We start from the raw sequence: 15641 nt of genomic DNA, 5'->3' as shown, positions 1-15641 counted from the left end.
GAGATCATCTTGTCACAGACAGCATTTCTCAACCGCCAGGCACTTTTCCTACGACCCGATCCCACACGCGTCGTGGTGCGGCGCTTCAAACCCGCTACGGAACCGCGAGACTTCAAACCGACGGACAAGACGCGGGCCAATCACATCGTGGATCGCGTGCTCGGCCTCGACCTTGAGGTCGCAGAGCAGCAACTGGCCGAGGTTCTCGAAAACTTCGAGGGCCGACACCGCAATCTGCTGGCGACGTTCGAAAAGCGCGCTATCGAAATGGAGGAAGCGTTCACGCCCCACATTGCTTTCAACAAGGTGCAACGCCAACTCGTCGGCGCATACTTCATGCACGAATACTCCTTCGAGGCATCCGCTTTGTTCAACCCGAGCATAGTCGCCCACGCGGATCAGTCGGGCGTGTCGCGCGGCAGCAAGCGCTTTATCTTAAGCCTGCGTGCGGTCGGCGAAGGACATGTTTCGTCTCTCACCTTCAGATCGGGAATTGTCGATCAGAATGGCTTCGTGGACATCGAACCCACGGCGCGGCTTGCGTCCATTCCCTCGTTCGACAATCCCTCACCTTCATCGGCCGATGAGCCTTTGGAACTGAAATTTTCCTCCGAACAGCCAATCAGCGAACGGGTGATATTTCCGATGACCGCCGCGCAGTCGAACGGCATCGAGGATGCTCGCTTCGTCGAGTTCGAAGAGGCTGGTCAGAAATCTTTCTACGCCACATATACGGCGTATAATGGCAGAGACATTCGGTCCGAGCTCCTCGAGACCAAAGATTTTCTGTCGTTTCGGATGACGCCTCTCGCCGGGACAGCCGCCAAGAACAAGGGAATGGCTTTATTCCCGCGAAAGATCGACGACCAATATGCGATGATCGGTCGCCAGGACAATGAAAACCTTTATCTCATCCGCTCAAACGATCTCCACGTCTGGAATGGCGGCGAGATCATTCTTGGCCCGAAATTTCCATGGGAATTCGTGCAAATGGGGAATTGCGGATCGCCGATCGAGCTCGACGAGGGTTGGTTGCTTCTGACCCACGGTGTGGGACCCGTGCGAAAATACGCAATCGGCGCAGCCCTTCTCGACAAGCGCGATCCGTCCAAAGTTCTCGCTCGCTCGAAAGAGCCGCTCGTTCACCCGGAGCCGTCGGAAAGGGAGGGATATGTTCCAAACGTCGTCTACACATGCGGCGCGATGCGCCACAACGATCAGATCGTGCTACCTTACGCCATCTGTGACACGTTCTCGAACTTCTCGACGATCAAGATCGCCGACCTGCTGGACACGCTGACCGGCTGACTCCCTACATTGGATTATCATCGTTTGGTGCCGACACGGGAGCCAGGTAACATCAAACGGCCGCAATGCCGGGGTAAACGTCCCTCGACTGCGATGCCGTCCTGAGGGGCGAAACCACTTGCGAGTCCGCTTGATTTGGTCGCCGTCAAATATTCCCGAAATCCCGGCCTTTATGGAGCAAGCCTTATGACGGCTTGAGTTGTTCTTTTGAAATCACCACGCCGAAATTCTACTCCGTCTGCCAGCACCCGCGTTCGGGCCACAGCGGATAAGACAGTGATATCGAGCCCGCAGAACCTGATGAGACGATATGAGCAATTTGTCGTTTCAGCCCGAGAAGCCGCCCAAGCCGGTGACCGGGTCGAGGCGGAGAACCTTTATCAGCACGCTGAACACTTTTATCGCACGGCAGCCCTGCAGAAAGCGGGCCAGCAACAATGATCGTGGAAACAAAGTCATCCACGGACCAAGGGTCGGACGAAAAAGCCTGGCTCAAAATCCTTGCCAAATATCGCACGCCGCATGCGGGCCGCAGCGTGTTCGAGTTGACCGTCACAGTGATCCCTTTCGCCACTTTCTGGACGCTGACCTGGTTAGCGGTTCATTACGATTTCTGGTGGGGCTTGATACTGATCATCCCGACAGCCGGATTTCTACTGCGACTGTTCATGATCCAGCACGATTGCGGCCACGGCTCCTTCTTTGCCCGGCGGCGCTTCGATGACTGGACAGGACGCGTTCTCGGCATCCTTACCCTGACGCCTTATGACTATTGGCGCAGGGCGCATGCCACGCATCACGCTTCGGCCGGCAATCTTGATGAGCGCGGCGTCGGGGATATCACCACTCTCACCGTGACAGAATATTATGGACGATCGCGGTGGGGACGGATTGGATATCGCCTTTATCGGCATCCGCTGGTGATGTTTGGCATCGGCCCGGCCTGGCTTTTCCTGTTTCAGCAACGGCTGCCGATGGGAATGATGCGCGATGGCGTGCTTCCCTGGATGTCAACGATGGCCACAAACGCTGCAGTGATGGTGATCGCTGCGCTCCTGATCTGGGCGGTCGGCCCGGTATCCTTCCTTGTCGTTCATCTGCCGGTCGTCCTCCTGGCGGGGTCGATTGGCGTCTGGCTTTTCTATGTGCAGCATCAATTCGAGGAGACGCACTGGTCGAAAGAGCCGGAGTGGCAATTTCCAAGGGCCGCTCTGCACGGTGCCTCGCATTACGATCTGCCGCGTCCTCTGCGCTGGCTGACCGGTAACATCGGCATCCACCACGTGCATCACCTCTCCAGCAAGATTCCCTACTATCGCCTGCCGGAGGTCCTTCGAAACCATCCTGAACTCGCCGAAATCGGCAAAATCACGCTGTGGCAGAGCCTGCAATGCGTAAAGCTGGTCCTGTGGGACGAAGGAAGCCGGCGTTTGGTCTCGTTTCCTGAGGCGGCCGCTATCGCGCCGGTCACTCGGGGTCAATGAGATCATCCCAGCAGAGATCAGCATATCTTTGCAAAGGAAATTACGCGGCGCAGCATTCTTACTCATATTGGAACTTGTGCCCATGGCGGGCAAAGGAAACCGATGTGCCAGAGCATATACATACGCGCCAGCTGATCGAGCTGAGCAACTTCTGTTCGACCCCCGCTTGCTGAAGTGCCGGCTTCACCTGCCGACTGTCCTCGCTCCCAAAACGCCGCTCGTCGTCGTACTGCACGGATGCGAGTCGCAAGGTTGGATCCTGATAAGACCGTCATCATCGGACAGCCGCCGGAGACGCGATCGCGCACATCATGCTGGCGACCTATCCCGAATTGTTAGCTGCCGGCGCGATCATCGGCGGGCTTAATGACGGAACCGCCTATGGCGGAGGGCATGCTATCGAAATGCCGAGCAGATGGTCCATCAGTGGGCCATCGTGCACCAAGGTCTCCGACGCACCGGATGTGATCGAGCCATCAATGGCGATAGTCGTAAGATCTGGCTCAATGAAAGCGGCAAACCCGTCATCGAGATCAATCTCATCAAGGGTATGGTCCACGGTGTACCTTGCCGTTAAAAGCGAAAGTCCTTTGGAAAATTCAGGGCCGCATGCTGGAGGCCGGCATTGACCGCACGCGAGGCTGGTTGGGCGACCCAGGTTCGATACGACCAAGACAGCAGGAGCCTAGAAAAAAAAGAGATAGGCATTGCAAAACCAAAAATTGAGCTTATATCTTCTTTATCGACCAATGCTTGTGACGTCGTTCCAGAGCTTTATGCTCCCGTCGGATTTCCTCTCAAATAATCGATCTTATCTCGCAAAGCATCGCGGGAACCACAACGATTGCTTCGAAAGGAAATCGTTATGAACACTGGTACTGTAAAGTGGTTTAACTCCACCAAAGGCTTCGGCTTCATTCAGCCTGACAATGGCAGCACGGATGTCTTCGTGCACGTGTCTGCCGTCGAGCGCGCCGGCATGCGTTCACTCTCGGATGGTCAGAAGATCACCTATGACATCGTCCAGGACCGCAAGTCTGGCAAGAACTCTGCCGACAACCTTCAGGCGGCGTAATAAGGTCATTCGCACCGCTGACCACGGATGTACTGGCAGCAAGGCTGAATGACTGTGAGAGGTCGGGTTCATGCCCGGCCTTTTGTTTTTCCTGCCACAGAGATTGGCAATTTAATCTCCGAAGCGTTCGAAAGGACGGGTCCGGTTTCGACCGCTGCAACATCCGGCCGGGCGGCATTGCAGGCAGAAATGACAATAGCCTGCTCAAACGGCGAGGCAGGCATGTGGCAGACGCAGTCGCCGTGTCATAGGAATCGCTGTCTTTCCGGCGGCCTTACCCAACCGAGAGGAGGACGTGATGTCTTCCAACGAGTATTCCGGCTACGTTTCAGAAAATCTGGCTCGTTCCAGTACGTTCGGATATCATGAGCAAGCGACCCTTCGCGCGCTTCTCGAGACCGTGGTTACTCGTAACGCTCCGCGAAATCTGCCCTCGGCGGCGATTAGAGCCTTTCCCAATTTCGACGTCGGCGGAGACACCCGCATGAGGACGATCCTACAGGGCACAACGCTCCTCCCAGTTTAGCAAATTTCCTTCGAGACGAACGCCGACCCAAATCACTCCAGCTCAAACAGCGCCGACTTTTTTCGGGCGCCAAAGGATAAAACATATGGCCAAAGGCCAAACCCGTAGCAACCGCGAGATCCGTAAACCAAAAAAAGACAAATCCGCAGCAGCGGCACCCGCGCCATCTGGATCGCAGGTCAAGCTCACCGGCGGCCACACGGCGAGTGTCAGCAAAAAATAGCTTGGCGCTGTCGCCCCTAATATCATCGCAAAGGGCGCGATACCATGGTCGTTATTCAAGGACAAAATGACAAACTACACCACCCGAAAATCCGCAGAAGCGCTGTTTCACGCACCTGTCGCCGAAGTTGGTTCCAGTGCCGAAAAGCTCTTGAACCTTCGAAAACGGATGCAACTGCGGAAGCGCGAAGTGCGCGACAGCGAACGAACCGTCCGAGACGCCGCCCGTCGCCTCCGTCATCCGCTCGCAACCGCGAGGGCGCAAATTTGACTCGGTTCGATGATTTGGGCGGGGCTGGAGTTTACGCCGGCAAGTCGAAAGCTGGAATGAGCGGCCCTCGCTATCGGCGGTTCGAGACAGCTGCCGAAGCCCTCCGTTTCGCCGTAGAGGACATGCCAAACAGTCAGCAGCGTGGCTCTATGTTGGAGATTGACGAAGCGCGCTTTGATCAGAATCAGATTCGCGCTCTATGACGCGCCAGGCTATCCACTTTCACGCCGGTTCGCCTGATCGGCGACAGGTCTGACGGACTCTTGGGACACCGACGTGAGCTTTGATCTGCGACGCTCAGAGATTCGGGATCACCGTCGCGACCAAGCTGGTCCGGTAGGCCTTTGCTTTCCGTATCCTATGAACTGTCAGCTGACAAAGAGGACTACGACATGACCGATCTACAAGAATTTGCTTCGAGTTCGAATGGAGACAAGTGGTTCGTTGGAAAGGACGCTGCGACCAGCACGCTTTTCGTCCTCCACCGGGGGAACGCATCCTCTGGCGGCCACGAGACAAGATCGTCGGTCGATGCTTTCTTGAACCAGCGGCCGTTCGGTCCCGAGCGTGAGGCACTGGTCGTGTTCCTGGAAAAGAATAAAACAAGTGAAGATACCGGCATTCGCGAAGATGCTGCGACGCCATCCCTGCGGCTGGCCGAGGAGTACCTGCGCCTCGGCGGGCGTCGGCGAGTGAAAGTCGACGACAACATCGTCAGCACTCGAAGGTGGGACGATGAACCGGCCATGGCATCGTCCTTCTGGAAGGAGCATATCGAGCCTTTGGACGAGAAGCAGCGTCGGGAGGTTAAGCTGCATCTCCCATCGATCAGCGATATCTGATCCGCAGGGCAATCGGGTGTTGTGATGGGTCCCGGGGCTGGGCGACGAGCCATGCAGAGCCGTGGGCACTTGGCCAGCATGGGTGTGATAGAGTGGATTGGTTGCAGTCGCGTGGCGCCGACAAGGAGAGGGTACGCCGATGCTTCCCATAGGACACCACACGACCTACCGCTATTGCTTCCTGGTTTAGCTTTCCCCCGTTGTCTGATGTTAAGTCCGCGCGAAGGGCAGAACTCCTCCTCTAGACATACGATGTCGCTGTTCATCGGAAGGCAGCCGTACAGGCTGGGCAACGGGCGTCTTCAGAAAAACAAGCGATATGCAAAGCCGAGCGCCGTGCACAACATCGGCGGTCGGGACGATCCAGGCGTCAGCACGGTGATCAACGGTGCGCTTCGGGCTGCCGGACTGATGCGTTGATGAGCCGGTGCGGCGCGCGGAAGTTATGCCATTGCTCTGTCTCAGGGGCAGCGCCCTCGCCCTCAGCTTTTTAGGACCCGTTGCTATGCCGACGCTCAACATTCATCATCGTACGACTTACGTTTTTCAAGAGAAGGTGTCGCTGTCGCCGCACCGCCTTATGCTCAGGCCACGTGAAGGCCGCGAGCTCAGGCTGCTGAGCCATGAGATTTCCATGTCGACCGAGGCTCAGTTGACCTGGTCGACCGACGTATTCGGCAATGCGATCGCCTCAGCGACATTCCAGACGCCCAGCGAAAGCCTTGTTGTGGACAGCATGGCAACCGTCGATTTGACGGCATCTGCATGGCCCGTCTTCGACATTGCGGCGTCGGCAATCAACTATCCTTTCCTGTACTCCGACAACGACTGGACTGACCTCGGTGCGCTGACAGTTCAGCAGTATGAGGACGTCGAGCAGCGGCTTGCGAGATGGGCGCGCGGCTTCGTCGCGAGAAGGCCAACGGATACGCTGTCCCTTCTCAAGGATATCAGTCTGGGCATCGCATCTTCTATCGCTTACCAAAGCCGGGAAGAAGAAGGCACACAATCGCCGCTGACCACTCTTGACCGGGGTTGGGGCTCTTGCAGAGATTTGCCTTATTATTCGTGGAGGCGGTGCGCAGCCTGGGCTTCGGCGCCCGGATCGTCTCGGGCTATCTGTTCAACCCGGACAGTTCACTCACCGGTTCGATGGACAATGGATCAACCCATGCTTGGGCTGAAGTATTCGTTCCGGGCGCTGGCTGGATCACATTCGATCCGACGAACCGCAGCATGGGCGGCGCCAACCTCATCCCAGTCGCCGTGACCCGCGATATCACCCAAGCCGTTCCGATTTCAGGAAGCTTCGTCGGCGGGACGGACGCCTTCCTATCGATGAATGTGGCCGTAGAGGTCAAAGTAGCGGACCGAGCCGCAGCCGCACGGCTATAGAATGATCGGACTGAGGTGGCACAATTGTCACGTTGTGGCGCTTCTTCGATCTCGAAGGGACGAGAACCATCAGTCGTCTCCTTGGTGAACGTCGCCCCTGTTCACGCGCGTTTGTCGAAAACTGGTGCCGGAAGAATGGGCGGATCAGGACGCTGCCTAATGCCTTGGCCAATACCCCCAAGCTCCGTGGGATTGAGGATGGACTTATCACATCAAAGCTCTATCTGTTCGTCATCGTCATCGTCATCGTCATCGTCATCGTCAGCAAACGAATTCGTAGGCGCTGGCGGCTGAGGGCTTAGAGCTCCCGCCTGCCAATGCAGGACGTGCTCATGGTCGATGATTGCGCCGAGACATCTCAGAAAATCATTAGCGGCGACGGTAGCAAGCTGCTTGTTCTCATAGCCGAAGACGAATTCTTCATCAAAGCAAACCTCGAAGGGGTCGTGACGGAAGCAGGCTTCGAGCATATGGCCGTATCGAACGCGGATGAGGCTATCCGTGCTTTGGAAAAGGATTCGGCTCGTTTTTGCGCCCGTTGCGCTTCAAGCAGGTCATACCGTCTAGGCCCGCCGTTAAGCTCACGACGCCGGGGGCTGTCCATAAGCGACGATCCGCATACAGGACTGAAAAACATGTCGAACCAAGCCATTTGCCCTGTCGGCCGATCAGCGTCTGCTATCTTCGGCGCGCCGGGATCTGAGCGCGAACCAGCTTTAGGTATACGCCTGTGCTCGACTACTTGGGAATTGTGCCCCTGCGAACATCGGCGGCCCCGTAAATTTCCCTAGGGATCGTCCGGATGATCACCGCTGTCCGGAGCGGCGATATTAACGCTATGGATCACCAATCGCTGTCACGCATTACGCCGTAGCATGACTAATGAATATCTCTGACACTGGAGCCTCCGCGCTGTCTCGCCCATGGAATTAACGTTGTTTCGCGTTCGATTTCTACGCAGAAACGCAGGAGCCCGCTTACGCAGCACCGAGGACCTGGAGCCGGTTCACTGGACACACGATACCGGAACAGAGGTGCGGCATCCCATTACCGTGATAGTAGCAGCGGCCGATATCGATAACCTCCTGCACTAGACCGTCAGCGCCCGTCACCCGATACTCCGCATAAAAGGTTTGGCCATCGTTTACAGCTTCAGCGATTAACCGGGATACTTCCTCTCGGTCGTCTCGGCTTGACACGAATCAGTGCTCGGCCATTCAATGCTTTATTGTCAACATCGGCAGTGCAATGCATGCTATCTTCACACGTCAGACGACTTTTTGGCTGCGCTGCCCGATCCGCGTCATCCGTGCTTCGGATATTTGAAACGCACCCCCTCACCTCCGCCGTTTTCAGGAATAAATTCTATTCCTGCCCGCTCTAGAGATACTCGGATCTTATCCACAGTGGCTAGTCGAAGCTCCTCACCTCGTTCGAAACGCTTCACGGTTTGCGACGAAACTTTCGCATCGCTCGAGAGCGCTTCGATATTCCATCCCAGCGCAGTTCGTGCCAAGCGGCACTGAAGCGGCGTAATATCACCCCGTGCGGGGTGATTTGTGTTGCGCATGGCAAATTCGCCTTGTATAAGCCTTACTCAGATTAGCGGCCGCTCCCGGTGTTACAGCACCGAGTGCGACCTGACCACAAACCAAGCCGTAGGAGCTCGGATCATGGCTGATTCCGACATTAGCACAACTTTGCCTTACGTCATCCTGACGAGGCGCCCCCCGCCCATGTGTCCACGGAAATAGCGGTTCGGCTGCTGCGTTTCAATCGCCGTGGCCGATCCCGCGTGGGCGCAGCCCGCGGGCGGGGCGAACTCATCTTTTCATCGACTGCCGTGGTCTCATCGTGACTGCGATCGATCCGCTGCACAAAATCATCAGAGGGGATAAGAAATGAAGAGTCTTAGAGCATTGCATGTCGGGTTGCGCCTCGCCGCAACGGTCTTAATTGGGCTGCTGGCGATGACGGCGAGCGGGGTGCAGGCCGGTGACGGCTTGCGGATCGCCACGGCTTACAAGCTAATGACGCTTGATCCGCATTACGCCAACCTCAATGAAAACACCTCGCTCCTGTCGCAGATCTACGAGCGGCTCGTCTTTCAGGACGAGGAACTTCAGCTGCAGCCGGGTCTTGCGGTCGGATGGGAGGCTGTATCCACGACGAGCTGGATGTTCAAGCTCCGTGCGGACGTGCGGTTTCATGATGGATCTCCGTTCACCGCCGAGGATGTGGTCTATACGGTCGAGCGGATCCGCGATCAGCTGAAGTCGCCGAGCGGCGGCTATCGCTCCTATGTCTCCGCCATCAAGTCTGTCTCTGTCGTCGATCCGCTGGCGGTCGTCTTTAAGACCGATGGCAGCGTTCCGAACCTGCCACTCGCGCTCTCTTCAGTCTTCATCATGAAGAAACCGGTCCAGGGCTTTGCCACGACCGAGGCGCTGAATGGCGGTATGGCGCCCAATGGTACCGGGCCCTATCGTTTTGAGGGCTGGGCCTCGGGTGAATATCTGCAGCTTGCGGCCAATACGGACTATTGGGCTGGGGCGCCGGCTTGGCCCGACGTGACCATACGTGTGATTGAAAGCCCAGCCGCCCGCGTCGCGGCCATCACCACCGGTGAGGTGGATGTGGCCGACGCCCTGCCCGCCCGCGATGTCGCGGCCTTGAAGAAGCGTGGCGTGAAAATCGCTAGTGTCGGCGCTGCCCGTATCAACTTCCTTCAGTTCGAAATGGAAAGCCACACACTGCCCGGCGTGACCGACAAGGCCGGAGCGGCAATCGCCAATCCCTTCAGGAAGCTCGCGGTCCGGCAGGCACTTGCCCTGGCGACGGATCGTGGCATCCTTGTCGACAAGATCCTCGCCGGATACGGCACTGCCGCAGCCCAGGTCTTTCCGAACGGTCTGCCCGGGACGTCGGACAAGCTCCTACCGATTGCGCCTGATGTCACGACGGCGAAGAAACTTCTCGCCGAGGCGGGTTATCCCGACGGGTTCCGGGTCCTGCTCGCCGGGCCTGCCGGACGTTATCCCGGCGACAGCGAGAGCCTCCAGGCAATCACGCAGAACTGGGCCCGCATCGGTATCACCGTCGAGCCGCAAGCAGTGCCCTTCTCCGTCTTCAATACCAAGCGTGCTGCGGGTGAATACGGGCTCTGGTATGGCGGCGCGTCCGGCGAGGCGGTGGATATCATCCTTGATGCGCTGCTTGCGTCGCCCGACAAGGCCCGAGGCACCGGTGCGCTGAATTTCGGGCATTACCGGAACGCGACGTTCAATGCCATGCTGTCGAAGGCCGAAAGCATCGAGGCCGGGCCGGTACGGGACGCGGCGCTTGCCGACGCAACCGAATTTGTCATGGCCGATCTTCCGATCATCCCCCTCTACCATTTCCATCATGTCACCGGATATGGCCCGCGCATCGGCGCCTATCTCATGCATCCCCGAGGCTGGACCACGGCCATGCAGGCCGAGCCGGCCCAGGAGTGAGACGGTCATGTACTGGGCAACAATCGCATCGGGAAGACTGGCGCAGGCCGCCTTGCTTCTCCTCGCCATGTCGCTGATCGCTTTCATCGGCATCCATAGTATCGGCAATCCCGTCTTCAACGTCGTCAATATCGAGACTGCGACGGCCGAGGATATACGGCAGGCAACCACCGCGCTTGGCCTCGACCAGCCGGTCTGGAAGCAATATTTCCTCTTCCTTAGTAATATCGTCCGCGGCGAATTCGGCACTTCCTATATCTATCACCAGCCGGCGGTGGACCTGGTGCTCGGCAAGCTTCCGGCGACACTCGAACTCGCCGTCTTCGCCATGCTCGTGGCGGCACCCGTGGGCGTTGGACTTGGCCTTCTTGCGGGGCGGAATGAAGGATCGGCGTTCGATCGGGTCGTGCTGCGCTTCTGCGTTCTGGTGGCGAGCGTTCCGTCATTTTGGCTGAGCATGATGCTCATCCTTGGCCTGGCGGTCCTTGCTGGCTGGCTTCCTTCAGGCGGTCGCGGCGACAGCATGCTGGCCTTCGGACAGGAATGGAGTGTGCTCACCGGTGACGGGTTGCGCCATATCATCCTGCCTGCGCTGGCGCTCGCTCTGCCCAACATCGCCCTGATCTGCCGACTGGCACGCGCTGGCACGATCGAGGTCCAGGGGCAGGAATTTACCCGTTTCTGCCGCGCCAAGGGCCTGAGCGCCCGCCGTATCCTGATGCGCCATACGCTTCCCAATATCTCGATCCCGATCGTGACGATCATCGCGCTTCAGTTCGGCGGCATGCTGGCCTTTGCCGTCGTCGTCGAGACGATCTTTGCCTGGCCCGGTGTCGGGAAACTGCTGATCGACTCCATCCAGTTGCTCGACCGGCCGGTGGTGATGGCAACGCTTACCTTCGTTGCGGTCGCCTTCGTCACCCTCAATGCGCTCGTCGATCTTCTCTACGCCATCCTCGACCCGCGCGTGCGCCTGAGCTGAGAGGTTTAAATCATGAAAGCCATTGTCCTCCGTATTCTCCTTCAGCGTCCCGGTCTCGACCGAACGGCTGGGCTTTTTCGGCTGCGCCTGCGGGCGGGCGGGTCGCAGATCGTTCTTGCGGCATTTGTTCTGGTCGCCATTCTTGCGCCGCTGATTTCACCGCAAAACCCCTATGATCCGCTGCAGGTGTTAGGATGGGATGCGTCATCGCCACCCGGCACTGTCGGAAGCGGCGGTTATGCCTATATCCTCGGGACGGACGGGCTCGGCCGCGACATCCTCAGCACCATATTTTATGGCCTGCGGATCAGCCTCGTCGTCTCCATCGTCTCGTCGCTCGCCGCGGCCATGATCGGTCTCGCCGCCGGTGTCACCGCCGCCTATTTTGGGCGCTGGATCGACGCAGTGATCATGCGTCTGGTCGACCTGCAGCTCAGCCTTCCGACCATTCTCGTGGCGCTGATCGCCATCGTCACGCTCGGACCGGGCGTCGATCGCATCATCCTTGCCCTGATCATCGTCCAATGGGCGGTTTATGCCCGCATGGTCCGCGGCGTCGCCCTCAGCGAAACACGCAAGTCCTATATGGATGCCGCCCAGCTGTTGCGCATGCCAACGCTCCGGATCCTGTTGCGGCATCTCTTGCCCAACAGCATCGCGCCGGCCCTGACCTTGCTGCCGATCGAGATCGGCCATGCGATCGCACTGGAGGCGACGCTTTCCTTCCTTGGCCTCGGCGTACCGCTCGACAAGCCGTCGCTCGGCTCGGCTGTCGCCAACGGATTTCAGTACCTGATGACGGGCCAGTACTGGATCAGCCTTTTTCCTGGGCTCGCGCTTTTATGTCTTGTCGCCAGCATCAACTTTGTCGGAGACGACCTGCGTCGCCGCCTCGACCCGAGGAGTGCAGCACGATGATCCAGGAACCCGTCGTCCCGTCCTTGCTCCAGATGGAAGGGTTCAGCCTTGAACACCGATCCGTGTTTGGACCAGTATCCATCCTCACCGATGTGAATTTCAGTCTCGGTTATGGCGAGGTTCTCGGCGTCATCGGCGAGTCCGGCGCCGGCAAGTCGACCATCGGCAATGCTATACTCGGGCTTCTGGCACCGCAATTCGTCCGGGTCTCCGGCACGATCAGGCTCGAAGGCGCTCCGATCGATGATCGGACGCTGGAGCGAGACATCCGCGGGCACCGGATCGCTGCGATCTTCCAGGATCACACGGCCTCGCTCGATCCGCTGATGCCGGTCGGCAAGCAGATCCGCGAGACAGTGCTGGCACTCGACCCTGCCCTGACCGTCAGCGAAGCGAAAGAGGTGAGCCTGCAATTGATGACGCGGGTCGGGATTTCCGACGCGGCGCGCCGTTATGCGGATTATCCGCACCAGTTTTCCGGAGGCCAGAGGCAGCGCCTGGTGATTGCGATTGCGCTCGCTGGATCCCCGGACGTGATCATCGCCGACGAACCGACCTCGGCGCTCGATGCCACGGTACAGAAGCAGATCCTCGCCCTGTTGCGCTCGCTGGTGGACGAAAGCGGCCTGTCGGTCATTCTGGTCACCCATGACATGGGCGTGGTCGCAGAGATTACCGATCGGGTTCTGGTCATGCGCAAGGGAGAAGTCGTCGAACAGGGGCGGACCGCCGCGATCCTCGATCGTCCGCAACATGTCTATACACAAAGCCTGCTTGCCGCCGTTCCCCGTCTGCGACAGACGATGGCAGCAAGGAAAGTCCGCAGCACATCGCCGCAATGGAGTGACGGCAGGTCCGAGACACCGATCCTATCGGTACGCAACCTGTCCCGCAGCTTTGCCACCACCGGCCCGAAATACTGGCCCTGGGGCGAGACGGCCGTGACGGAGAAGCCTTTCGCGCTGCGCGACGTCTCCTTCGATCTTCTCCGCGGATCGGTCACCGGGATCGTCGGCGAGAGTGGCAGCGGCAAGACCACGATCGGCCGGATCATGGCCGGGCTCGAATTTGCCTCGCAAGGCTGCGTCGCCATTGACGGGCGGGAATTCGACGTGACGCGACCGGGCCGGCGCAGTGGCATTCTTGGCCTCGTGCAGATGATCTTCCAGGATCCGTCTCTGTCGCTCAATCCGCACATGACGATCGAGCGCATCCTTCGGGAAAGCATCCGCTATGGCGCGGGCGACGTGGAGCGGCCGTCCGATTGCGCTGCGATGATGGAACGCCTCGGTTTGCCGCGCAGCCTGCTGTCGCGCCATCCACACCAGTTGTCCGGCGGCCAGAAACAGCGCGTGTCGATCGCCAGAGCCTTGCTTGCAAGACCAAGGATCGTCGTTGCCGACGAACCGACATCGGCTCTCGACGTATCGGTCCAGGCCGAGATCGTCGCGCTCCTGAAAGAGGCGATCGCTGAGACGGATATGACGATGGTGTTCATCTCCCACGATCTCGCTCTCGTCCAGGATCTCTGTGATCAGATCCATATCTTCAAGGCGGGCCGCATCGAGGATGCCGGCAGCCCCCATTACATCTTCTCGCAATCCACCCATCCCTATACGCGCGAGCTGATTGCCGCGCGATCCAGCTGGTTCACCCGCTGAACCGGGATTTGCCCGAGCCGGCGGGACGCTCATCGCGACCGCCAGATTTTCATGACGGAATTGCCGATACAGGAGGACATCGCATGACTGAGACATTTACCCTGGCACTGACCGGCCAGTCCCTGATCAAGTATGACATTCGCACCATCACCGACCCGCAGTTCCTGGCCGTCCAGGACATCCTCAAGGGCGCCGATCTGGCCTTCACGAATTTCGAGGGCACGCTGCTCGGGTCGCATGGGGGATGGCCGTTGAAGGGATCATTTTTCGGCTGCAGTGACCCGGTCGTCCTCGACACCTTCAAGGCGATGGGCATTGGCGCCCTTTCCCTGTCGAATAACCACGCGTTCGACCTCGGCCCGCCCGGCATTCTGACGACGCTCGAAGAAGTCGAAAAGCGCGGGTTCCTATATGCCGGGATCGGCCGGGATCAGGATGAAGCGTCGCTGCCCGGGCAGGTCAGGGTCGGGCGGACCCGGGTCGGGCTTGTGGCGATGGATGGTGGTCCCGGCCCAGACTTCATGTATGCGGCAGATGCCGATCAGCAACGACCGTCACGACCGGGTGTCAACCGGCTGAAAGTTTCGCAGGTCATCGATCTCGACGACACGACCTTCGCGCAGATCAAGAAGATCCGCGATATCGTTGGTTATACTGCGATCGATCTTGCCAATGACAGCCAGCCAGACGATCCGCTCAGGCTCATCGACGGCGCCGAGATCGCAATCGCCCGTGCCGTGTTCAGGCGCGGAACGCCCCCGGGGCGCAACGTCAAGGTCGATCCCCTCGACCTGCAGCGGAACCTCGCGGCGATTGCCGAAGCGGCCGATGACGGAAACCTGGTGATCGCCTATCTGCACCATCACCACTGGGCGTCCGACTGGCACCAGCTGCCTGACTGGGTCAGTGGTATTGCCCGCCAGTGCATCGATGCCGGCGCTAGCCTCTTCGTCAGCCATGGCGCTCCGGTCCTGCAGCCGATCGAGATCTACAAGGGCCGGCCGATCTTCTATAGCCTTGGCAATTTCATCTTCCATGTCCGGTCGGAAAAGTCGACCTGGACGGGGCCGGAGGTCTGGGAAAGCGTTGTCGCCACCTGCCGCTTCGACGGCGACAATCGTCTCGATGCGATCGAACTTCATCCGGTGGTCATCGGTGGTGAGGCGGGGCTTGCCAATCCTGCTCTCGAACATCGCCTCGTTCCGCATCGGGTCACCGGTGCGACCGCGGCCCGTATCCTCGGCAGGGTGAGGGATCGGTCGGCAGGGCTTGGCACCAATGTCGAGATTGTCGATGATCTCGGCATCATCCGGGCGGCGTCACCGTCCCAACAGGCCAGAACCGCCATGCGCGCCCATGCGTGAACCGTCCTCGTTGCCGTAGGACAGGGACACGGCGACGGCTTTCCACCGGGCAGGTCATTTCGAGCTGCCCGGTGGGATGGCAAGGCGGGCAATATC

At 59.0% G+C, this 15641-nt stretch carries 14 protein-coding genes and 1 pseudogene; 13 read left to right on the top strand and 2 right to left on the bottom strand.

Features of this window, described 5'->3' with window-relative positions; all coding sequences use genetic code 11:
- The first annotated feature begins 9 nt into the window (after nt 1-9).
- The 8 genes and pseudogenes from BM216_RS31215 (at nt 10) to BM216_RS31175 (ending at nt 7123) form a co-directional block, all read left to right on the top strand.
- Entirely contained in the window at nt 10-1308 is a 1299-nt protein-coding gene (locus BM216_RS31215; RefSeq protein WP_093003958.1) for a glycoside hydrolase family 130 protein, read from the top strand.
- A gap of 437 nt (nt 1309-1745) precedes the next feature.
- Complete coding sequence (locus tag BM216_RS31205; protein WP_093003956.1) at nt 1746-2792, top strand: fatty acid desaturase; 1047 nt, start codon at nt 1746-1748, stop codon at nt 2790-2792.
- A gap of 625 nt (nt 2793-3417) precedes the next feature.
- A complete protein-coding gene (locus BM216_RS33855) occupies nt 3418-3597 on the top strand; it encodes a hypothetical protein (protein ID WP_143102931.1) in 180 nt (59 codons plus the stop codon).
- Nucleotides 3598-3657: 60 nt separating this feature from the next.
- Nucleotides 3658-3867: a cold-shock protein gene (locus tag BM216_RS31200; RefSeq protein WP_029870033.1), complete on the top strand. Its 210-nt coding sequence runs from the start codon at nt 3658-3660 to the stop codon at nt 3865-3867.
- 611 nt (nt 3868-4478) lie between these two features.
- Complete coding sequence (locus tag BM216_RS34410; protein ID WP_177231009.1) at nt 4479-4616, top strand: hypothetical protein; 138 nt, start codon at nt 4479-4481, stop codon at nt 4614-4616.
- A gap of 662 nt (nt 4617-5278) precedes the next feature.
- Complete coding sequence (locus BM216_RS34920; protein WP_244530427.1) at nt 5279-5728, top strand: hypothetical protein; 450 nt, start codon at nt 5279-5281, stop codon at nt 5726-5728.
- 252 nt (nt 5729-5980) lie between these two features.
- Nucleotides 5981-6148 (top strand): hypothetical protein, encoded by a 168-nt coding sequence (locus tag BM216_RS34405; protein WP_177231008.1) that lies wholly within the window; start codon nt 5981-5983, stop codon nt 6146-6148.
- A gap of 85 nt (nt 6149-6233) precedes the next feature.
- Nucleotides 6234-7123 (top strand): annotated as a pseudogene (locus BM216_RS31175) (transglutaminase family protein).
- Between the two features lie 212 nt (nt 7124-7335).
- Here BM216_RS31175 and BM216_RS34400 read toward each other — a convergent pair.
- The gene (locus tag BM216_RS34400) at nt 7336-7593 is read right to left on the bottom strand and encodes a hypothetical protein (protein ID WP_177231007.1); all 258 of its coding nucleotides are present in this window, start codon (nt 7591-7593) and stop codon (nt 7336-7338) included.
- Between the two features lie 833 nt (nt 7594-8426).
- A complete protein-coding gene (locus BM216_RS31165) occupies nt 8427-8693 on the bottom strand; it encodes a helix-turn-helix domain-containing protein (protein WP_177231006.1) in 267 nt (88 codons plus the stop codon).
- Nucleotides 8694-9024: 331 nt separating this feature from the next.
- Between BM216_RS31165 and BM216_RS31160 the strand changes: the two genes are divergently transcribed.
- From BM216_RS31160 to BM216_RS31140, 5 genes are all read left to right on the top strand, one after another.
- Nucleotides 9025-10620 (top strand): ABC transporter substrate-binding protein, encoded by a 1596-nt coding sequence (locus BM216_RS31160; RefSeq protein ID WP_093003950.1) that lies wholly within the window; start codon nt 9025-9027, stop codon nt 10618-10620.
- 7 nt (nt 10621-10627) lie between these two features.
- Nucleotides 10628-11602, top strand: a complete 975-nt coding sequence (locus BM216_RS31155; RefSeq protein WP_093003948.1) for an ABC transporter permease — start codon at nt 10628-10630, stop codon at nt 11600-11602.
- Between the two features lie 12 nt (nt 11603-11614).
- Complete coding sequence (locus tag BM216_RS31150; protein ID WP_093003946.1) at nt 11615-12520, top strand: ABC transporter permease; 906 nt, start codon at nt 11615-11617, stop codon at nt 12518-12520.
- Nucleotides 12521-12552: 32 nt separating this feature from the next.
- The gene (locus tag BM216_RS31145; protein WP_244530434.1) at nt 12553-14181 is read left to right on the top strand and encodes a dipeptide ABC transporter ATP-binding protein; all 1629 of its coding nucleotides are present in this window, start codon (nt 12553-12555) and stop codon (nt 14179-14181) included.
- A gap of 83 nt (nt 14182-14264) precedes the next feature.
- On the top strand, nt 14265-15545 hold the full coding sequence (locus BM216_RS31140; protein WP_093003942.1) for a CapA family protein: 1281 nt from the start codon (nt 14265-14267) through the stop codon (nt 15543-15545).
- Nucleotides 15546-15641: the final 96 nt, after the last annotated feature.

The sequence above is a fragment of the Rhizobium sp. NFR07 genome, from assembly GCF_900111905.1.
Classification (GTDB): domain Bacteria; phylum Pseudomonadota; class Alphaproteobacteria; order Rhizobiales; family Rhizobiaceae; genus Neorhizobium.
This window is presented reverse-complemented; position numbering and strand designations above follow the sequence as displayed.

Coding starts and splice junctions, on each gene's coding strand:
- BM216_RS31155 (WP_093003948.1), top strand. CDS start 10,628: ATGTACTGGGCAACAATCGCATCGGGAAGACTGGCGCAGGCCGCCTTG.
- BM216_RS31160 (WP_093003950.1), top strand. CDS start 9,025: ATGAAGAGTCTTAGAGCATTGCATGTCGGGTTGCGCCTCGCCGCAACG.
- BM216_RS34920 (WP_244530427.1), top strand. CDS start 5,279: ATGACCGATCTACAAGAATTTGCTTCGAGTTCGAATGGAGACAAGTGG.
- BM216_RS31150 (WP_093003946.1), top strand. CDS start 11,615: ATGAAAGCCATTGTCCTCCGTATTCTCCTTCAGCGTCCCGGTCTCGAC.
- BM216_RS31145 (WP_244530434.1), top strand. CDS start 12,553: ATGGAAGGGTTCAGCCTTGAACACCGATCCGTGTTTGGACCAGTATCC.
- BM216_RS31140 (WP_093003942.1), top strand. CDS start 14,265: ATGACTGAGACATTTACCCTGGCACTGACCGGCCAGTCCCTGATCAAG.
- BM216_RS31200 (WP_029870033.1), top strand. CDS start 3,658: ATGAACACTGGTACTGTAAAGTGGTTTAACTCCACCAAAGGCTTCGGC.
- BM216_RS31165 (WP_177231006.1), bottom strand. CDS start 8,693: ATGCGCAACACAAATCACCCCGCACGGGGTGATATTACGCCGCTTCAG.
- BM216_RS34400 (WP_177231007.1), bottom strand. CDS start 7,593: ATGCTCGAAGCCTGCTTCCGTCACGACCCCTTCGAGGTTTGCTTTGAT.
- BM216_RS31205 (WP_093003956.1), top strand. CDS start 1,746: ATGATCGTGGAAACAAAGTCATCCACGGACCAAGGGTCGGACGAAAAA.
- BM216_RS34405 (WP_177231008.1), top strand. CDS start 5,981: ATGTCGCTGTTCATCGGAAGGCAGCCGTACAGGCTGGGCAACGGGCGT.
- BM216_RS34410 (WP_177231009.1), top strand. CDS start 4,479: ATGGCCAAAGGCCAAACCCGTAGCAACCGCGAGATCCGTAAACCAAAA.